The 21938-nt window shown below is 36.6% G+C and carries 17 protein-coding genes and 1 riboswitch; of the genes, 1 reads left to right on the top strand and 16 read right to left on the bottom strand.

Annotated features, from left to right (window positions below):
• Positions 1-83 precede the first annotated feature (83 nt).
• The 3 genes from ampS to AC3WVZ_RS28310 all read right to left on the bottom strand — a co-directional run bounded on the left by ampS (position 84) and on the right by AC3WVZ_RS28310 (position 3745).
• Positions 84-1589, bottom strand: coding sequence for an aminopeptidase AmpS (ampS, locus tag AC3WVZ_RS28320; RefSeq protein ID WP_000719223.1), 1506 nt, complete (start codon positions 1587-1589; stop codon positions 84-86).
• On the bottom strand, positions 1573-2274 hold the full coding sequence (locus tag AC3WVZ_RS28315; protein WP_000929885.1) for a response regulator transcription factor: 702 nt from the start codon (positions 2272-2274) through the stop codon (positions 1573-1575). The genes ampS and AC3WVZ_RS28315 overlap by 17 nt, the downstream gene beginning before the upstream one ends.
• Positions 2275-2419: 145 nt before the next feature.
• Positions 2420-3745, bottom strand: a complete 1326-nt coding sequence (locus tag AC3WVZ_RS28310) for an NCS2 family permease (protein WP_000833082.1) — start codon at positions 3743-3745, stop codon at positions 2420-2422.
• Between the two features lie 129 nt (positions 3746-3874).
• A riboswitch (purine riboswitch) is annotated at positions 3875-3977 on the bottom strand.
• A 484-nt stretch (positions 3978-4461) separates the two neighbouring features.
• On the opposite strand from AC3WVZ_RS28310, the gene AC3WVZ_RS28305 reads away from it, so the two are divergent.
• Entirely contained in the window at positions 4462-5292 is an 831-nt protein-coding gene (locus tag AC3WVZ_RS28305; protein ID WP_233935750.1) for a helix-turn-helix domain-containing protein, read from the top strand.
• Between the two features lie 134 nt (positions 5293-5426).
• Here the strand turns inward: AC3WVZ_RS28305 and yknW are convergent, their stop codons facing one another.
• The 13 genes from yknW to AC3WVZ_RS28240 form a co-directional block, all read right to left on the bottom strand.
• Positions 5427-6125 carry a YknW family membrane protein gene (yknW, locus tag AC3WVZ_RS28300; RefSeq protein ID WP_233935748.1) on the bottom strand — a complete coding sequence of 233 codons (699 nt, stop codon included), beginning with the start codon at positions 6123-6125 and terminating at the stop codon, positions 5427-5429.
• Positions 6126-6239: 114 nt separating this feature from the next.
• The gene (locus tag AC3WVZ_RS28295; RefSeq protein WP_233935746.1) at positions 6240-7439 is read right to left on the bottom strand and encodes an ABC transporter permease; all 1200 of its coding nucleotides are present in this window, start codon (positions 7437-7439) and stop codon (positions 6240-6242) included.
• A complete protein-coding gene (locus AC3WVZ_RS28290) occupies positions 7436-8116 on the bottom strand; it encodes an ABC transporter ATP-binding protein (protein ID WP_000631603.1) in 681 nt (226 codons plus the stop codon). The genes AC3WVZ_RS28295 and AC3WVZ_RS28290 overlap by 4 nt, the downstream gene beginning before the upstream one ends.
• Positions 8113-9306, bottom strand: a complete 1194-nt coding sequence (locus AC3WVZ_RS28285; protein ID WP_000937319.1) for an efflux RND transporter periplasmic adaptor subunit — start codon at positions 9304-9306, stop codon at positions 8113-8115. The genes AC3WVZ_RS28290 and AC3WVZ_RS28285 overlap by 4 nt, the downstream gene beginning before the upstream one ends.
• A 243-nt stretch (positions 9307-9549) precedes the next feature.
• Positions 9550-10884: an MFS transporter gene (locus tag AC3WVZ_RS28280; RefSeq protein ID WP_000477602.1), complete on the bottom strand. Its 1335-nt coding sequence runs from the start codon at positions 10882-10884 to the stop codon at positions 9550-9552.
• 19 nt (positions 10885-10903) lie between these two features.
• Positions 10904-11938 (bottom strand): ABC transporter substrate-binding protein, encoded by a 1035-nt coding sequence (locus AC3WVZ_RS28275; protein WP_001225641.1) that lies wholly within the window; start codon positions 11936-11938, stop codon positions 10904-10906.
• On the bottom strand, positions 11935-12717 hold the full coding sequence (locus AC3WVZ_RS28270) for a DUF3919 family protein (protein ID WP_000826616.1): 783 nt from the start codon (positions 12715-12717) through the stop codon (positions 11935-11937). The genes AC3WVZ_RS28275 and AC3WVZ_RS28270 overlap by 4 nt, the downstream gene beginning before the upstream one ends.
• Positions 12718-12783: 66 nt before the next feature.
• Positions 12784-14214: a HAMP domain-containing sensor histidine kinase gene (locus tag AC3WVZ_RS28265; protein ID WP_000054014.1), complete on the bottom strand. Its 1431-nt coding sequence runs from the start codon at positions 14212-14214 to the stop codon at positions 12784-12786.
• Between the two features lie 11 nt (positions 14215-14225).
• Positions 14226-14897, bottom strand: coding sequence for a response regulator transcription factor (locus tag AC3WVZ_RS28260; RefSeq protein ID WP_000699553.1), 672 nt, complete (start codon positions 14895-14897; stop codon positions 14226-14228).
• A gap of 120 nt (positions 14898-15017) precedes the next feature.
• Positions 15018-15962, bottom strand: coding sequence for a mannose-6-phosphate isomerase, class I (manA, locus tag AC3WVZ_RS28255; protein ID WP_205172444.1), 945 nt, complete (start codon positions 15960-15962; stop codon positions 15018-15020).
• A gap of 17 nt (positions 15963-15979) precedes the next feature.
• Positions 15980-17932 carry a PTS fructose transporter subunit IIABC gene (locus AC3WVZ_RS28250; protein WP_205172446.1) on the bottom strand — a complete coding sequence of 651 codons (1953 nt, stop codon included), beginning with the start codon at positions 17930-17932 and terminating at the stop codon, positions 15980-15982.
• Between the two features lie 143 nt (positions 17933-18075).
• On the bottom strand, positions 18076-20022 hold the full coding sequence (locus tag AC3WVZ_RS28245) for a BglG family transcription antiterminator (protein ID WP_205172448.1): 1947 nt from the start codon (positions 20020-20022) through the stop codon (positions 18076-18078).
• Positions 20023-20183: 161 nt separating this feature from the next.
• Positions 20184-21908, bottom strand: coding sequence for a phospho-sugar mutase (locus tag AC3WVZ_RS28240; RefSeq protein ID WP_233935744.1), 1725 nt, complete (start codon positions 21906-21908; stop codon positions 20184-20186).
• Between the last annotated feature and the right edge of the window lie 30 nt (positions 21909-21938).

Raw genomic sequence — 21938 nt, 5'->3', positions numbered from 1 at the left:
GTCAATATATTTTTATAAAAAATATAAAAAGGCTTATTTCTTTTAAAATAAGCCTTTTTATCACATATCATTCTATTCATTTATTATTTTTCTATAATTGGTAACGAGACGATAAATTGAATAGTGCCATCCCTATATTCCGCTCGAATACTACCACCTTGTAACTCAACAATACTTTTCGCAATCGCTAAACCGAGTCCCGACCCTTCCGTTACTCTACTTCGAGATTGATCCTTCTTATAGAAACGTTCAAACAAATTCGCTAACTCTTCTCTTGTAAACTCTTCACTATGATTCGCAATTACAATTTGTATATCCCTACGCTGCCTTTGAAGAGAAACTTTTATCTCTCCATCATCTTTACTATACTTAATTGCATTCATTAGTAAATTATCAAATACACGAACCATCTTTTCCGAATCAATCGATGCATAAGCACGTTCCTCAGGAAACTTCTTAACAAAAGTAAGTCCATGCTCTTCCGCTTGCGGTACTAACTCTTCTATTAATTGCTCAAGCAACTCATTTACACATACTTCTTGTTTTTCTAATACAACTTGTTCATTTGTTAACTTCGTATACTCAAATAAATCTTCTATTAAATTTTTTAACTGCTCCGACTTTGCAAAAGCAATTCTCGTATACTCATCGTGTTGTTCTTTATTTTCATATTTAGAATCTCGAAGTAATCGTAAGTAACCCATAATAGAAGTAAGTGGTGTACGCAAATCATGCGATACATTTGTGATAAGCTCATTCTTTTGCTTTTCTAATTTACGTTCCTTTTCTATATTATTCATAAGCTCTTCTGCCATATTATTAATATTCTCCGTTAAAGCTGCAATCTCATCTTCACCTTTTTTCTCAATGCGGTAGGCTAAGTTACCTCTTTCTATTTCCTTTACGCCTTGTGCCATTGCTTCAATCTGCTTCATCTTTCTCTTTGTTATATAGAAGAAAGAGAAAATGAATACAAGTACACCAATTAAAAATGGGAATGGTCCTTCTTGCGTATCATATATTACCTCTCCCTCTGGAATTCCACTAACAAACATGTACAAATTCTTTCCTTCAATAGTAATAGGTGAAAAAGATATAAACTCTTTTCTTGTACTTTCAAATACATTTCTACCATCTGTATAATTAATCGCGAATGATGCTGCATTACGAATCGTATTATGCAAATCGATTTGCTCTTCTTGCGCTTGCTTTGTTTTATATAAAACTTTACCACTTTCATCAGTAACCAATATCTTCAAAGCTCTAGACCCTTGCTCTAAATTTTGGTTCTCCATTTCGATCATATTTGATATAGCTTCTAATTTATTTTCATGAACCGAACTATTTGCCGCTCCTTGAGCTTGGTGATTAATTTGTTCCATACCAGCCCGATAATCGATAGTTGCTTGACGATTCGCATTCTCAAAAAACGGTGCTGCTGCCTTTGCTGACAAAACTCCTAATAACGCACAAGCAGCAAAAGTAGTAATCAATTGAATCCTTATACTCTTTCGTACGCTCTTTACTAATTTCTCAATTAATTGTCTTATTTTCCTTATATAAGTAAACGGATTAAATATCTTTTTCAATCTTATACCCCACTCCCCATACTGTTTTTATATATCTAGGTTTCCTTGGATTCTCCTCAATCTTTTCACGCACTTTTCGAATATGCACCATTACAGTATTATCAGACTGGAAAGATCGTTCGTTCCACACCTTTTCATAAATTTGCTCCGCACTAAACACCATACCTGGATTTCTAGCTAGCAATTCTAAAATTGAAAATTCCCTCGGAGTTAGTTTCACTTCTTCTCCCTCTACAATAACTTTATGGGTCGAGATGTTGATTTTCATCTCCCCAATTTCTAACTCGTCCTCATTTTGAATAGCGAAACCATTCATTTTCATATAACGGCGTAACTGAGATTTAATTCGTGCAATTAGCTCTAACGGATTAAACGGCTTCGTTACATAATCATCTGCACCTGTTGTTAATCCTAAAATCTTATCCATATCTTGCGTTTTGGCAGAAAGCATAATAATAGGCATTTCTTTCGCTTCCCTTACCTTCATACACATATGAATACCATCCACTTTCGGCATCATAATATCTAATACGACTAGATGTACTTCATTTTCTTCCAATAGACGTAATCCTTCTTCTCCGTCTCCTGCTTGTAATACTTTATATCCTTCATTCTTTAAATAGATTGTAATTAAATTCCGAATTTCTTTTTCATCATCTACGACAAGTATTGTTTCGTGTGCCACAATATCTCCCCCATCACTTTTTTAATCCCTAACTTCTATTATAGGAAAACTTCTGAAGAAAAACGCTCGGAAATCCTTAAGATTTTCTGAAGACGCAAAAAAGGTCTAGACTCCCCTTAAGTCTAGACCTTTAAAAAAACCCCTTTTATTTACGAACGTAGATGAAATATAGTACGAATAAAACTCCCATAACATACATAATCGGATGAACCTCTTTACGACGACCACTCACAACCATTGTAATTGGATAGAAGATAAATCCAATCGCAATCCCAGTTGCGATACTATACGTAAGTGGCATAGAGATAATTGTAAAGAATGCTGGCACTGCAATCTCGAATTTCTTCCAATCAATTTCCCCTAAGGAAGAAACCATCAAGATTCCTACAATAATTAAAGCCGGCGCCGTTACAGCTGGCGTTACAACACTTAGTAATGGCGAGAAGAATAGTGCCAGTAAAAAGAATCCTGCTGTTACAACTGCTGTAAATCCAGAACGTCCTCCTGCTGCTACCCCTGCAGACGATTCAATGTAAGACGTTGTTGTTGATGTACCAAGAATCGCACCAATTACAGTTGCAATCGCATCTGCAAATAACGCTTTTCCGGCACGTGGTAATTTATTGTTCTTCATTAATCCTGCTTGATTCGCAACCGCTACAAGCGTACCTGCTGTATCAAAGAAATCGATAAAGAAGAACGTTATAATAACAATCCCCATTTGAACTGTGAAAATATCTCCGAAGTGCGTTAACGCCACGCCGAACGTTGGTTCTAGACTCGGTATTGCTCCCACCACAGCTTTCGGAGTATCAATTAATCCTGTTGCTACTCCTAAGATCGCTGTAAGAATCATACCGTAAAATACTGCACCATTAATTTTCTTAATCATGAAGATGATCGTAGTAACAACCCCGAAGATTGCTAGTAACGTTGTACCCTTTGTTAAGTCCCCCAACCCAACAAGAACTGCATCATTTTTCACGATAATTCCGGCATTTTGGAATCCAAGAAATGCAATGAACAATCCGATACCTGCTGCTACTGCAAACTTTAACTCCGATGGAATTGCATTGATGATTTTTTCACGAATACCTGAAGCAGTAAGAATAATAAAGATAATACCTGACATTAATGTTCCGGCAATTGCTGTTTGCCATGGAATCCCCATCGTTAACACTGCTGTATAAGCAAAGAACGCGTTAATTCCCATACCTGGCGCTAAAGCAATTGGATACTTCGCGAAAATACCCATAATTAACGAACCGATCGCTGCCGCTAATGCCGTAGCAACGAATACTGCACCTGGATCCATCCCTGTACCTGCTGGTAACCCTTTAACATTTCCAAGCGACAGCGTAGCAGGATTGACAAATAGTACATAAGCCATAGATAGAAATGTCGTTAACCCTGCTATGAACTCAGTCTTATAATTCGTACCGAGCTCATCAAACTGAAAATAGCGTTTCATCCTACGTTTCCCCCGTTATATGATTACTCGCCGCATTTCTCCTAGCCCTCTTTTATCCCGAGAAATAAAAAAGGCTTCCATTGCATATATACATGGAAGCGTTCTATGAATAAAGATAAGATTCCCCTCACCTTTATAAAAACGCCTCGTAGTCAAGCCATTTACGGTAGCTAGGTAGAAACTTTCGGGCCATATCCCCGATATTATACGACGGCTATAATATTCACTTTTTGTTTGAATTACATAATCATATTAACTCGACGAAGTAGTTTTGTCAATTTAAAAACGAACGTTTTTATAAACTTTTATAGTTTTGTTCGTATTAACACCAAAATAAAAAAGATCCACCTATGCATAAGCAATAGATGGACCTTTTTATAAATACTATTCCCACTCAACTTACAAAAAGTATCGCATAATAACACGTACTGATAAATCAATACTTTTAAAACGCATAAAGCGTTTATTTTCATCTAAACCACTCAAATAAAAATAAACAAGTACCATATGAGTACCACACAACATATAAACAAAAGAGCACAGCGTGTATATATAGTGCGACAACACTATATATACCGTCCGCCTAACTAGACTAGGCAAACACCTGCTGTACTCTTACGGACTATTCTACCGTACGTAAGGGTTTCTTAGCAACAGTTTGCTTAAAATTGGCATTCTGTTGCTTTTTTGTTTCCAAAAGGGAGACAAGATTTGTAATGAAAAAGAAACGCATAGACGTAATAGCAAAAGAAGAATCCTACCACAACCTTTCTACATTTAAAGAAGTAGAAGAACTAAACAAAGTAGTTAGAACCTACAGAGACCTTATTAAAAGCTCCGTAAAGCGTTCTGATGTACAATCTAAACTGATTGCACTACTTGAAATTTTAAAACGTCACAGTTGCAAACATGTAGGCGTTAGTTTCCTGTGTAAAAATTCAATTGCTGACATCATGGAAGTTTCATATAAAACTGTGCAACGTTTAATGAAGAAACTTGTGGATTTAGGAATGGTTAAACAAGTAGCAATGAAACGTAAAAAAGACATGCGTCAAACTTCAAATGCTGTTATCATTCAACCAATTGCGGAGGAAGTGTCCGACAAGGTAGGTATAAAAAGTCCTCCAAAGTGTCCTACCATTAAAACAAAACCTGTTTCCTTAAAACAAAATATAAAAGATATAAACAAACGTAATAGTAATGAAAATAACACTACACTTGAGGAAAACATTAAAGAAGCTGATTTTATTGCTCACTGGGTACCAGAACGTTTTGTTTCTTTAGTTATCCCTTTTTACAGTGAGTCTAAAACAATTCAAGAACTGTGGAAGGTCGTAAAACAGTGCAATAAAGTCGTCAACCATACAACAGGTGATAAAGCATTTACTAAAGACCAAGAACTTACTATCGGCTTAACAGCTATTAAAGAATTTGTTATGAAAATTAAGTCTGGAACGAAAATGAAAAAGGGTAAATTCGCTTATTTCAACGGGATTGTTAACAATTTAATGGACAAGTTCTATTTTGACGATACATTTATTATTTGAGTATCTGTTCTCCACAAGATTACCTACATTTAAACATCATTCGAAGACAAATTAACCGGCACATTGTATATTAAAGCACCGGTTAATAATATTGCTAATTTTCACTGAACTTATTTATAATACATATAATTTATTTATATTGGCATACTTGGTAAAAACTTAGCTATTAATACCAAAATTGCTGCTAAGAATACCGCTTTAATAATGAATAAAACAATAATTGGAATAGCTGCTTTCACTTTACTTAATCCAGCTGTAACTTGTAATCCTAACCAAATTAAAACCAAATTCCATAAATAGAACAATTCAATTGTATTACCTATTCCATATGCAAGTGAACCTTGGTCAAATAATGGTCCTAAACTTGTATACTGGGTTGCTCCACCATCTAAAATTAGGGCTATAATACCATTAATAAGTCCACCAATAATAAGAATAATATTAGTATATACAACAATCGTTAATAACTTCTTGTAAGACGTATCATTTCCAAAGATCATCATAAATACTTTATAAATAGCCGCTACAAATAGCACTCCAATCATCGCTCCAACAAAACCAGATCCAATTCCATAAATAACTTCTGATGTTATTGAACCCTTACCAGCAAGTTCACCTAATTCTTTCTGCATTTCAATCATTTCAGGTGACGTGTTCACAACATATGTTGTCAAACCACCTATAAGCCCTTGTAACAATGTAACTAAAAAGAACATACCCCAAACTTTCTCGCTCGCCTTCATTCTCTCAAACTGTAAACCAGGAGAAGTAATCATTCCAAATAATGATGGCTTCTCTCCGCCAACCTTTTGCGTATTCAAATTCGCTTCCATTATAACGCCTCCTTCTATTTATATAATCCGTTCTAACGGGCGGTTCACTTCCTCATGCAAGAGGCTACGAACCGCCCACTAGAACGGTAATGTGTATTGTTACTACACTATTAATTACTCATAACGCAATGTTTCAATTGGATCTAATTTCGCAGCTTTATTTGCTGGAATTAATCCGAAAATAATACCAAGTGTCATCGAGAATAGTACGCCTCCAACGACAACTTCCCATGAAACAAGTGGTGGCCATTTTGCGAATGTAGAAACGATATATGCTCCGCCATACCCAAGACCAATTCCTATTAAACCACCTAGAAGTGTTAACATAACTGCTTCAATTAAAAACTGTAATAAAATTTTACTACGCGTTGCTCCAAGTGCTTTACGTACACCAATTTCACGCGTACGCTCCGTTACAGATACAAGCATGATGTTCATAACACCAATTCCACCAACGACTAATGAAATACCAGCGATACCACCGATAATCATTGTCATAATACCGGTCATCTTCGAAATACCTTCTTGAATTTCTTTTAAATTCATAACTTCATATTCACCAGTTGCATCAGTCGGTTTACGACTATTTAAAACATCTGCAGCTTTTTTACCTGCTTTTTCTAGATTATCTACATTTTTTGCTTGAACAGAAATATTTTGAATTTCATCTTTCCCATACAGTGTCGGCCATAATGAAATTGGAACTAGTGCTTCTGATGGTCCCATTCCCATAAACTCATTATCTGATTTGTAGACACCAATAATTTGCATCGGTTGACCTTTCATTTCAATAATTTTACCGACTGGATTGGCATCCTTAAACACCTTTTCTTCCATTTGTTTACTAATCATAACAACGTTATTACCTTGATCCACATCTGATTCTTGTAAAGAACGTCCCTTTAACAACTTTACTTTATTTACTGCAAAGTACTCACTATCTAACCCAGTAATGCTCACCATTTCTTTTTTATCTTCAATATCAAGTAGTTCCATGGTTGAATTTGTTGTTACCACATGTGCGATTTCTGGAATTTTTTTAATTTCAAAGATGTCTTCTTCAGTTATCTTCGGTGCTTCTACCATTCCCATACCAAAAGGATCGTTTATATCTGCACTATAATGAATCGGAACCGTTTGATTACCCGCCCCAACAAACTGCGATTTCAATGCAGCTTCCCCGCCTTGCCCAATTGCAACGACCGTAATAATCGAACCTACCCCGATAATAATACCGAGCATCGTAAGAGCTGAACGTAGTTTATGAGCTAAAATAGAAGATAGGGCAATTTTTATACTATCTAGTAAACTCATACCGCACACCTTCTATCTTCTGTAACTTTCCCGTCTCGCAGTACAATACGGCGGGAAGAATATGCTGCTACTTCCTCTTCATGCGTAACCATAACAATCGTCGTACCTTCTGCATTAAGCTTCGTGAAAATATCCATAACTTGCTCACCAGACTTCGTATCAAGTGCACCAGTCGGTTCATCGGCCATAATGAACGTTGGATTATTTGCAATCGCTCTTGCAATCGCTACACGCTGCTTCTGTCCACCTGATAACTCATTTGGTAAATGATGCACGCGATCTGCCAATCCAACTTTACCTAACGCCTCCAAAGCACGCTTGCGACGCTCCGCTTTCTTCACGCCACCATATACGAGCGGAAGCTCAACATTTTCCACTGCTGAAAGACGAGGTAGTAAATTAAAATGCTGGAATACAAAGCCAATATATTCATTACGAATTAAAGCAAGCTTTGACTCGTCTGCTGTTAAGATATTCACATCGTTCAGCATATATTCGCCTTCTGTTGGACGATCTAAGCAACCAATAATATTCATAAGTGTCGACTTACCAGAACCAGACGGTCCCATAATCGAAACGAACTCACCGCTCTGAATTGTTAAACTAATACCATGCAAAATCGGCACTGCCAATTTTCCTTGATAATACGTTTTAGCAATATGATTTAACGTAATCATTTCTCTTTCACTTCCATTCCGTCATACACATCGTCGGAAGGATTTTTAACCACCTTTTGCCCCACTGTTACGCCTTCAGTAATCTCTGTCCAGTCTCCATCAGTAGAACCTTTTTTCACATTTTGTTTACGAAGCTTTCCTTTTTCCTCAACATAAACAAATGCATCATCGCCTTTTTCTACAATGCTTTTACTTGGAACAGCAATCATCGTCTTATTCTCTAAGTTTACTTGCAGAGAAACGTGATAACCTGGAGATAAACCATCTTGACTATCAAGGCTAGCTTTATATGTATACTGAGACATATTTTGAGTTGCTTCACCCATGCCGCCAGCTTGCGCCATCTCTGCACTTGTTGGGAACTCACTTACCTCTGTAATCTTACCTGTCCACTTCTTCTTATTATTTGCTTTTGCAGTTACAGTGAATGTTTGATCCTTTTGGATTTGTGACTTTTGAAGCTCAGTTAACGTACCTTGAACTTGGAATGGATCTTTAGAAGCTACTTGTAAAAACGCTTTTCCTTGACCACCTAACGCTTGAGATGAACTTTGTGCCGCATCTTTATCTAACTTTTGAACAACACCAGCAAAATTGCTATAAATCGTAAGTTCTTTCTGCTTCTTACTTAACTCTTCTTTCTGCAACTTTCCTTTTTCTTTCTCAAGGTCAATTGTTTTTTGTCCTATCTCTAACTCGTTTACTTGCTCGTCCATCGGATCTGTTACTTCTTTCCCCGCTCCACTATCTTTCGCCTTCTTAATTTCTTTCTTCAACGAATCAATCTTCTTTTTCCCTTGATCATAACGCATATCCGCCATCTTCTGATCAAGCTCAGCTTGCTTCATTTGAAGGTTAATCTCTTCATTATCATAAGAGAATAACTTCGTGCCTTTCTCTACCTCTTGCCCTTCTTTTACCTCAATATCTTTCACTTTCCCTTTGGCCGGATCTGCATAGAAGCTTTCAATATTACCAGGCTTCACCTGACCAGAAATTAACTTCGTATTATTCAGCTTACGCTCTGTCACTTTCTCAAAACTTACAGCATCAGCATTTGTTGATGCGCCCTTCTTCTTACCTTGCATAACAAAAATATTAATTGCCGCTACAATAACAATTAGTGCAATAACCCCAATAATAATCCATTTCTTCTTCTTGTTTGGAGTACGAACCGTATTTGGTAACATATTCTCTCTCCCTTTATAAATTAATAGTTTAATAAATAACATAATTGTATAAAACTTTCTGAAAATAAACTGTATATTATTACAATCTTTTTACAAAGTTTTACACATCCATTTATATTGTAACAAAAATTCCAATGATTAGAAATATGACATTAAATCTTTTAAGATAGATTTAAGGAAAGATTATATTATATAGAAAAAGCCATCCAAAATGATAATTGGATAGCTTTTTCAAACAAAATATTACGCTACTTTAGGATCTTTTCTCTCATGTCCACGTTGAACAATAAATAAGAAGATTGTTGATAAAACCGCTCCTGTTAATAGTAAGATGAAACAACCATCCCAGCCAGAACTATCAACAATAACACCAATTGCTGCGTTAGCTACAAGACTTCCGCCTACATAACCAAATAGACCACACATACCAACTGTCGTACCTACTGCAAATTTCGGTACTAATTCCATCGCACTTAAACCGATTAAGAACTGTGGTACATAAATTAAACAACCAATAATAGAAACTGCAATACTTACAACAAGTACGCTAGTTGCTTGCCAATATATAAACGTACCAATAACAACTCCAACCATACTAATAATACATAATGGCATACGTTTTCCTTTAAATAATTTATCACTTAAAAAACCAACGATTAATGAACTTGGAATTGCCATACCTTCAAAGATTGCATATGCCGCATGCGCTTCTGCTTTTGAAAATCCTTTAACTGTCGTTAAATAAAGTGGAACCCAGTTAATAACACCGAAACGAATTAAATAAACAAAAGCATTCGCAATACATAAGAACCATACAAATTTATTTTTCACTACATACTTCATTAAAATTTCTTTTGGTGACATCTTGTTAGCATTATCTGCTTTTTCAAGATTTTCATAGTCATTACGATACTCATCAATTGGAGGAAGACCTTCAGATTCTGGTGTATCCTTCGCATTGATCCAAACAAGAACTGCAATTACCATTGCGATAATCGCAGGGAAAATAAATACGCCGCCTTGCCAATGATTTTCACCGAAAATACCTACACCAATTCCGACAAGTGGTGGCACAAGCATTCCACCAACGTTATGTGAAATATTCCAAAGACCTGTTTTCGTACCACGTTCTTTCTTCGAGAACCATTTCGTCATAACAATACTACAAGGTGGTGCTCCCATACCTTGCACAATACCGTTAACAACAAGTAATGTAACAATCATCCCAAATGATGAGGCAAAACCGAAACAAATATTTACAAGCCCTGATAAGAATAAACCGACTGCGATAAAGCGCTGGGCGAAAGCTTTATCTGATAAATTCCCCATAAAGAACTTACTAAATCCATAAACAATTGCCATTACTGAACCTAGTAGACCAATTTCAGCTGTACTAAAACCATATTCTTGTACTAAATACGTACTTGATAACGTAAAGTTACTACGAACTAAATAATAAGCAGCATATCCAACTGAAATCCCGATTAACACACGAATACGTAGTAATCGATATACACGGTCGATCATATCCGCTGGCAATCTTTCAATTGCAGGTGCTGGCTTGAGCCATTTAAACATATATTTCCGTCTCCTTTTCTCACTTCAGAGAGAGACGCTGTCTATTCCATATCTCGATTATTCCGCTATTTGATATATTTTGGTTCGTTCTTCTAACCGGCTGTCCTTCTATTTCTTTCTCATTCTTCGCAAACATCGTTGGTACGCCAAACGACACTTTTTCTAAAATATGCCCCGCTTCTTCTGATAAACAATAATCAATAAATAAATCCGCAATAATACCACTCGGTGCACGTTTTAGTTTAGAAATCGCATTAACAGATAACCCTGTTTGCTCAGGTTCGTTACTTAAAATCGGAAAACCTTGTTTTTGAAGCATTCTCTGATCTCCCATAAAGTTGATGCCTATCATATATTCACCGCTCGCAACAAGTTCTGCTGGGATGTAACCATTCACTGTTACTTCTCCAACTTGTTCCGCCAGATTCTTCACATATTCCTTCGCTTCCTCTTCACCTAACGTATCAATCAGTGATTGGAAAAACGTATATGCTGTACCTGAAACATTTGGATCGGGCATGACAATCTTTCCCTTATATACTGGATTCAATAAATCTTTCCATCTTAACGGATACGAGAGACCGAGCGGCGCTATTTCCTCGTTCCACCGCTCTTTATTAATCGCAATTGCCAGCTTCTCCACTTCATAACCGTACCAATAACCATCTTTATCTTTAACAGTTTTTGAAATACGATTTGCATGTTGGCTTATCACAGGAATAGAAAGATTTTTTTGCTTCATCATTTGATGCGCATCTACTGTACCGCCAATAATAATATCCGCCTTCGGATTTCCAGCTTCTTCTTCCACTCTACGAAGAAGTTCTTCTGTTGAAAGACGAATAAATTCATACGTACATCCGCGCGGCTTACAAAATGATGAAAGTAACGCTTCACCAACTTCCTCACGAGCCGCTACATACGCAACAATATGACGATCATCCAAAATAGGGAGACCATTTTTACTATATTTAATAGAGGTTGTATCTCGAGAGCAACTAGACATCGCTCCTCCAATTACTAGCAAAAAGAAGAAAAAGGCTATCTTTCTCATGACGCATTCTCCTTTACGAATAACTCTGCTAGAGAGCTTTTCATATACATGACATTTCCGTTATTATCACCGAGATATTGCACAACAAAGTACGATGGATACACAGAAATCGTAAGAATATCTTCACGATCATTCTTTACACGCTTACCTGTTTTATAAGCTGTAATATAAGCAATCGGTTCATTCTGCGATTGTAATAACTTCTGAATTTCTCCGTAATCTGTAATTTGCTTTGCGTATCGAATAGAATCAAGTATGTGCGTAAGATTGATAGTACGTACCACATCACCTTGACGTACTACGATATCCTTTGCTGAAGCAAAGAAATCACTAATACGCTCTGGTGTGTAATACAGGCTTAATAAATACGTTTGAAGTGCTGAAATCATCGGATCCATGCCATTCTTTCCGTATACATTTTCCCCATACTGGAACAAGTCACCTACTGCAAAAGTACGCTTATGTCCATTCAAGTACGTTACTTCTCCAGTAAATACTTGTTCTTGGCTCTTAACGCCCTCAGGCTCTATTCGAATTCGGTCAAAGAATGAAACAATCGTATGCAAACGAACTTCATCCGTTACAACGATTTCTCCCCACTTTTCATGTCTTACTTTCACTTCAATGGGAAGAGATTCATTCACCCTTTGTAAAACGGCTTGTTTATCATTTACAATGTTAATTCGATTATAGATTTGCTTCTCCATAACATAAAACAAAACAAGAGAAACAATCATACAAATGACAAACATAAGAATTTGAAATGATAGCCTTTTCATTTCTGCCTACCTCCAAGATAAAAAAACGTTGTTTCGAAAATACCGCATAATTGTTTCATAAATGTATCATTTAACCGCTTTCAAGTTTTTTATGTCTTCCATCCTTCTCGGAAGCAAAAATGTAATGAATATTGTAGTACCTATTTCTTCACTACTCTCAATCCGCATGCTTCCGCCCTGCTTACTCATAATCTCCTGACAAATATACAAACCATAACCATTCCCGTAACTAGAAGGAAGTGCCTTTCCTTTCGGAGACTCATTCCACTCTGCAAGCACCACTTCATCTATACCAATCCCATCATCATGAACAAAAACCTTCGCCTCATGCTCATTTACAATTACATTCATACGAATGTGCGAAGCATCACTATACTTAATTGCATTATCAAGCACATTTAAGAAAATTTGCTTCGTCTTATCAAAATCCGCAACAACATGTACATCCGTTAACTCATTTATCACTTCAATTTCAAACTGATTTAGGCGAGGTTTCACAATTGAAACTGCTTCTTCTGCCAATTCCTTTATATTCACAACTGTAGGAGACACTTCAAACGTACTCTTCCCATATTTCGAAGACTTAAGCAGTTCCTCTACAAGTGATAATAAACGCTCACTTTCCACAGCCACATAACGAAGACTTTCCTGTACATCTTCTTTCGATTGTAACTTCGGAATTAAATCCACATAACCGATAATTGCCGTTAGCGGTGTTTTTAGCTCATGCGTAATGCGGTCTAGGAAATCTTTCTGCTTCTCTTTCTCCTCCTGCAACTGCTTAATATGCAGCTCAATTCCATCAGCCATCGCGTTAAAAGATGCTGAAAGCTGAGCGATTTCCACGTACTCATTTAACTCAATCTTACTCTTATAATCACCATTCGCGAGCCGCTGTGCCATTTGTCTCAACTGATCAATTGGTTTATGAAGAGACTTCGCCAAACGAATTGCAAAGAAAATACCGGTAGCTACTAAACAAAGAGACGTCATTAAGAACGTCCAGCTCACATTTGTTAAAACTTCCTTCTCACCCGTTAACTCATTTATAAAACGAATACTTCCAATGACATCGTTTCCATAATAAACTGGGCTTGAAAACAAAAGAATGGGAGCGGGATCCGCCTCCTCGAAAACATACGACTTCTTCCCCTTCAAGGAACTCTCAATGTCGATGTTACGGTGAAGCAATGCTCCTTTTTGTGTATCTGCAACAACATCGCCATTCTTCCCGATCATCTGCACACGGACATCCATACGCTTCGCTAAATACGACGCAATTAAAAGTGAATTCGGACCAAGCGTATCCACTTCTGCTTCCTTCTCTAAATAATTCATCGTATAAATTTGTGCTTCTACACTTAACTTTTCTAAAGAATCTGCTGCATTATGATACATATTCTTTTCTAACGTAATATAAACAACTGCATATAAAAGAACAAAAATCGGAATTAACAGCCCAACTATTCCAAACACCATATTTCGCTTTAAAGACATACCATCACCACTTAACAATCCAGTTTATAGCCAACGCCATAAATTGTCTTAATATATTCTCCGCTCGTCCCAAGCTTCTTGCGAAGTCTCTGCACCATAATATCAACTGCTCTCGTATTTCCGATATACTCAAATCCCCATACTTTCTCAAGCAACTCATCCCTCATAAACACACGCTGCGGATTTGAAACAAATAACTGACATAAATTAAACTCTCGGTACGTTAACTGAATCTCCTGTCCACTCACATGTACCTTTCTTTCCTTAGGACAAATCACGATCTCTCCAGCCTCAATTACTTCATGACTTACAGCCGCCTCCGTCTTCTTTACACGCCGCGCCATATTCTTAACCCGAAGAATAAGCTCCGCATAATTAAACGGCTTCGTCACATAATCATCAGCACCAAGCTGCAAGCCCAGCAACTTATCATTCATCTGACTCTTTGCCGTTAACATAAGCACCGGAATATCCCTATCCCTCTCACGGAACAAACGAAGCAACTCATACCCATCCGTATCCGGAAGCATAACATCCAAAATCAATACATCTGGCCCTTCATTCCATCGCTCCAAAGCTTCTCTCCCGTCAGCCGCTGCCAATACTTCATAACCTTCCATCTCCAACTGCATCCGAATCAAATTACGAATACTCGATTCATCATCAACCACAAGTATTTTCATCATTCTCCTCCTTCCATCATGTATTATAGTACAGTTTAGTATAGCAAAAATCCTAAAAAAAAAGAGAGGGTATTGTCGAACATATTTTGTCGACGATACCCTCTCCTGTTATATTTTCTCTTACACACTCGCAACAATAACTTCAGCACGCCCTACAATCTTATATTCCCCAAAGTTACTTGGTAATATGAAATGATCCCCTTCTTCAAATCGATACGTTTCATTACCATGTATTAACTCTCCTTCTCCATCTATTACACTTAAGAGAAGAAATGGACTTTTTTGCGTTAAATTAACCACTCCATCTAAATTCCATTTATTCACGGAAAAATAAGAGCACTCAATAAACTTGGTTACACATAAATCTTCTATTTCTTCATATTGAACAACTTGTTGACTTGAAACAAATGGCGTTTCTATTACTTCCATACTTTTATCAAGATGAAGTTCACGTAAATTCCCCTCTGAATCTCTTCTATTATAATCATATAATCGATAAGTAGTATCAGAGTTTTGTTGTGTTTCTAATATTAAAATACCTTCACCAATTGCATGAACAGTCCCGCTTGGAACAAAGAAGAAATCACCTGGCTTCACCCTTACACGTTGTAATAGCTTGTCCCACTCTTCTTGCTCCACCATCTCTACTAGTTCATCCTTTGTCTTTGCATGATGCCCATAAATAATTTCAGCACCTTCTTTACAATCAATGATATACCAGCATTCAGTCTTTCCTAGCTCACCATTTTCATTTATACGTGCATATTCATCATTTGGATGCACTTGAACAGATAAGTCACGATTTGCATCTAAAATTTTTGTAAGAAGAGGGAAGCAATCCCCCTCAATATCCCCAAATAATTCTCGATGATTATTCCACAATTGTCCTAAAGACAAGCCTTTATACTTTCCATTTTTAACTACACTTTGTCCATTTTGATGCGCAGCAAAAGCCCAACATTCTCCCGTTTGTTCTGATGGTATTTCATATCCGAAAGAAGTTAATTTCGTACCACCCCAAATTCTTTCTTTAAAAATGGGTGCAAAAAATAACGGTTCTGTCATGATTAAAATCCTCCATTTTATACGATGTCATCTAATAACTTATGTGCTTCTTCTTTCGTTTGGACAGATATTAATCTCTCTCTATAACTATCATCCATAAGTTTTCTTGAAAGCATTTGAAGAATCTTCAAGTGCTCATTTCCTTCACTCTCTTTTGGAACTGCAATCATAAATATTAATTTTGCATCCGTTCCATCTAAACTCTTCCAATCTACCCCTGATTGTTTAATTCCAAATACAACACTCGGTTTTTTTACTGCATTCGACTTCCCATGAGGAATCGCAATATTCATTCCAATGCCTGTACTACTCTCTGCTTCGCGACTCATAATTGCTTGCTTAAACTCTGAATCAGAATGTAAAACACCTACAGCATTTAATTTCTCAATCATTTCATCAATAATATCGTCACGTGTCTCTCCTGCTAAATTAATATCAATTAGCTCCAGACTCGTTATATCTGTTAATTTCTGAATTTCAACCTTTTCAGCTTGCTTTTCTATTACTTGCCCTTGAACTTCTGCTACTTCCTTTGTTGCTGACACTTCTTTCATTTCTTTTAATTCCTGTGTTTCTTCAGCTTTTGAAATATCTTTCTTTAATACATTCACAATAACCGCTGTAACAAGAGAACCTGCAATAATAGCAATAAAGAACATAAACACGTTATCTACAGCTCCTAGTACCGCAACAATTGGTCCACCATGTGCTACTCTATCCCCTACGTTACCAATCATTGCAATAACAGCACCTGTCATCGAACCAGCCATAATACTTGGAATAACACGTAATGGATCCTGCGCTGCAAAAGGAATAGCTCCTTCTGTAATACCGAATAAGCCCATCGTAAATGAGGCTTTCCCCATTTCCTTTTCCGACTCTTGGAACTTTCTCTTTCCTATAAATGTAGCAAGTCCCATCCCAATTGGCGGAATACAAATTGCTGCTGCAATCGGTCCCATAATTTCATAATTTCCTTCTCCAATCATTGCGGAACCAAATAAGAATGCCACCTTATTTACTGGACCACCCATATCAAATGAAATCATTGCACCTAAAATTAAGGCTAAAAGAATCGAACTTGAACCTTGCATACCAGATAACCAAGCTGTTAACGATTCAAATACTTGCGCTACAGGAGCACCAATAATAAACACAAACGCTAAACCTACAATAAGTGATGTAAATACCGGAATAATAATAATTGGCATAATTGGTTGAATTGCTTTTGGCACTTTTAACTTTTTAATTCCCAGAGCTACATAACCAGCTAAGAAACCTGCGATAATTCCACCTAGGAAGCCAGCCCCACTCTCACTACCATAAAAACTTCCCGTTGCTGCGATATATCCGCCAATCATACCAGGAACTAGTCCAGGTTTATCAGCTATACTATACGCAATATAACCAGCTAAAATTGGCACCATGAATGCAAATGAAGCTCCACCTATTTGCTCAATTGTTTTCCAAAAAGATCCTTCTGGTATTACTAAACCACCAGGAGTTTTTTCGCCGCCAAGTGTCAATGCAATTGCGATTAATAATCCCCCAACAACTATGAAAGGAACCATGAATGATACACCATTCATTAAATGACGGTATATAGGGTTTTGTTTTTTTCCTTGTGAATCATTTCCTGTTTTTTGCACCTCCGAATGATACACAGGAACATTACCATCTACTACTTTTTGAATAAGTTCCTCTGGTTTACGAATACCATCTTTAACTCCTACAACTAATAACTTTTTACCTATGAATCTATCTTTATTTACTACTCGATCCGCAGCTATAATGATGCCATCTGCTTCACGAATCTCTTGCTCAGTAAGTTCATTTTCAACACCTATACCACCTTGTGTTTCAACTTTCATTTTAATCCCTAATTTATCCGCTGCTTTTTGCAAGTTTTCTGCAGCCATATACGTATGGGCAATCCCATTTGGACACGATGTAATCGCTAATACTTTCATTTTAATCCTCCTTACCATTATGTAAGCGCCTACAAATAATATATATCAATATTTGCTTCATAAAAGTTTTCTTTTTTACCGTAACTTCCGGAAAAAACATTATTTTACCGAAGAAATCAAAAAAGTAAGGCTTCTCGCCTTACCTATTCATATCTTAAATAAGATAAAAACTTCATTATATTGGTTTCCTTTATAAGTTTCTGTACAAAAACAGGTTGTTCACTTATAAAAGACAACTCATGAAATAACTGCTTCGTAACTTCCTTACCATCACTCTTAACTGCTAACATAAATACGAGCGATACTTTCTCTACTCCCCAATCCAACGGCTCCCTAAGCGTAGCCACTGCAATTGCGGATTGTTTAATGAGCTTAGGACTTCCGTGCGGAATGGCAACCCCTGCACCAATTGTTGTTGCTGACATTCTATCTCTAGCAATCGCACTTTCAATATATTCTTTCTCTACATATCCCTTTTCATAAAGAGATCTCGCCAATTTTTCAATTAATTCGTATCGATGTTCTACTTCTTGTTGTAAAAAGACTAAAAAAGGCGTTGTGTAATTCAATAACACAAAGTCCTTATTTCCGTTAGACGGTAGTTTATCTAATTTCTTCATAAAATCCTCTAACTTACTTTCTTCACTCCGCTCTAATAAAGGAGATACAACAAAGTGAGGGATATTTAACGGCGGGAGATCTATCGTAGAAATAATAAGCTCTACCTTTTTATTTTTCATTAAGTATCCTTCTAAATCGGACTTTGCGATACAATCCATCACATGGACATACCGGAATTTCCTTTCGATTTTTGTCCGTAATAATTGCGACATCCCTATTCCCATATGACAAACAATAATTACATTTTTCGATACCTTTTTATCACTCAAACGATCCATTGCTGCCTGAAAATGTAAAGTAAGATAGGCTGCTTCTTCCTCAGGGATTTGTAGACTTAATGATTTATTAATATCATCCAGCTCATGAATTAACATATCAAACATATATGGATACATTCGCTTAATTTCATGAAGCATCGGATTCGAGACAGAAAGATTATACTGCAAACGATTTAATGTCGTATACAAATGCATCTGCAATCCCTCTAATAAATACGTATCCTTCTCGAAATCAATTTCATTCAACCTAGACATACGATCTATTAAATACGATACAATTTGTGAAAGCACAGGACTACTCACATTTAACTTACTTCTTTCCCATCCATCTTGATAGCGAAACTTTCCACCTAAAATATGAATGGCTAAATAAGCTACCTCTTCCTCAGTAAAATGAACCGTAAATACAAACTCTAACCTTGTTAAAAAATCTAATGTCCACCCATACTCTTTCGTCTCCTGCACAAAGTTCAAATCATCTTTAGACATTGAAATTGGTTGTTTTAACTTCATCCTCCGCACCATGATTAATGTATGTAATAAAAGGTTCTCTAACGTATCGTCTGTAAAAAACGTACCATATCTTTGTTGTAACGCTTTCAATTCAGTCATTACAAACTCAATTTCATGATACAAAAATTGCTTTTTAATAAATTGATTCATTAATTCACGATTATTAATTAAATCTGATAGTTTAGCTAATGCCTTCCTCTTACTTCTCTCATCGCTCCCTACCGTTAATCCTATCCTTTGCTTTACAACTAAATCTAACCCTAGTTCCTCAAGCCACGTTTCAATTCTATCTAAATCTTTCTTAACCGTAGCTCTATTAACAAAATACTGCTCAGCAAGCTCCTTCACTGTAACCGGCTTAACATTCATCAACAAGCTATACGCAATTTGCAACAATCTCTCCTCGTCTGATGCATAGCCTATATCCTGTTTTACAGCATATAATTTATTAAACAAACTGGACTTATCATAATCATTAATTTCTAAACAGACACCTAAACCCGGTCTCCGAATAAGAAGTGCATCTGAATACTTCTCTAAATATCCCTCAATCACCTTAAAGTCATTACGAATCGTCTTCTCCGAACATTCTACCCTATCAGCAAGCTCCTTCACTAACAAATACTCATTAGACTCAGATAATAAAACTTGTAAAATTTCTTGTTGTCTTTTATTCATCTATTTCACCTGTTTCTTTTATCCTTTACAAACGATATATTACTAACTTAGTGTATTTATCATAGCATATTGGTAGATTAGTGAATCAGTGGATTTTATAGTTTGAAATTTGTTCATAAAAAAGAAGAGTTCGATATTCAACCGAACTCTTCTAAAATTTATTATAAACGATTCATAATGTCTTCTTTAATAGTAAGTAACTTTTGTTCACTATTTTGTAAAGAACTATCTTTCACACCAAAGTAAAACTTAATCTTCGGCTCAGTTCCAGATGGACGTAGGCAGAACCATGAACCATCCTCTAATTGATATTTTAACACATTTGATTTCGGTAAGTGAATCTCTTCTTTATGTCCATCTTGTAAAGATGTAACGATGCTTGCTTTATAGTCTTCCACTGCTACGACTGTTAAGCCAGCTACTTCTTTCGGCGGATTCTCACGGAACGTTGCCATCATCTCTTGGATTTTTTCAGCTCCATCTTTTCCTTTTAACGTTAACGATACAAGGTCTTCACGGAAGAAACCGTACTTCTCAAATACTTCTAATAGACCGTCATATAACGTTTTCCCTTGTGATTTGTAGTATGCAGCTACTTCACATGCAAATAGGACAGATTGTACTGCATCTTTATCACGGCAGAATGGGCGGATTAAATAACCATAGCTTTCCTCATAACCGAATTGGAATTCATATTGTCCGCTTTCTTCATACTGCCTAATTTTCTCACCTATAAATTTAAATCCAGTTAACGTATCAACTGTATCTAAACCGTATGCTTTCGCAATTGTACGGCCAATCTCAGACGTTACGATTGTTTTTAATACGACACCGTTCTCCGGAAGCGTTCCGTTTTCTTTCTTTTGAGATAGTAAGTAATCAAGCATTAATGCACCTGTTTGGTTTCCTGTTAATACTTGGAACTCACCATTATGATTACGCACTGCTACACCTAGACGATCTGCGTCAGGATCAGTTGCGATTAATACATCTGCGCCTACCTTTTCACCGTCACGAATGGCATACTCAAACGCTGCGTGCTCTTCTGGGTTCGGTGATTTTACTGTAGAGAAGTTTGGATCTGGTAACTCTTGCTCTTTTACAACTGTTACATCTGTAAATCCAACTTCTTTTAAACCACGGCGTACAGAAATATTTGATGTTCCGTGCAATGGTGTAAAGACGATTTTTAAGTCTTTGCCGACCTTTTGCACCATTTCTTTATTAATGATGACATTGTTCAATTCTGCAGCATATGCATCATCTACTTCTTGTCCAATAATATGTAATAAACCGTCAGCTTTTAATTGCTCTACATCAGCGACTTCAACTGTTAATTCATCTTCTACTGCATTTACGTAGCTAATTAACTCATCTGCTTCTTTTGGAGGTAACTGTCCACCATCTTCACCGTATACTTTGTATCCGTTATATTCAGGTGGATTATGGCTTGCCGTAAGAACGATTCCACTTACTGTATGTAAATGACGAACTGCGAAAGAAAGTACTGGCGTTGGACGTAAGCTTTCAAACACATATGTTGTGATACCGCGTGCCCCAAGTGTAGCAGCAACTTCCATTGCGAACTCAGGTGATTTATGACGAGAATCATAGGCTACAACAACACCGCGTTTTTTCGCTTCCTCACCTAATTTTTCAATAAAGCTTGCTAATCCTTTTGTTGCTTTACGAACTGTATATACGTTTAAACGGTTCGTACCAGCACCAAGTTCACCACTCATACCACCTGTGCCAAACTCTAGATTTTTATAAAAGCTATCCTCGATTTTCTTCTCATCTTGCTTCATATTTTCTAGCTGTTCTTTTAATTCTGCATCTAATTGTGCGTAAGAAAGCCAGCGACTAAATTCTTGTTTCCAATTCATTCTATTATCCTCCAATTTCAAATTTAAAAG

Source organism: Bacillus sp. CPT56D-587-MTF (assembly GCF_058792335.1).
The sequence above is the reverse complement of the archived record's forward strand: the minus strand, read 5'-3'. Positions and strand labels throughout refer to the sequence as shown.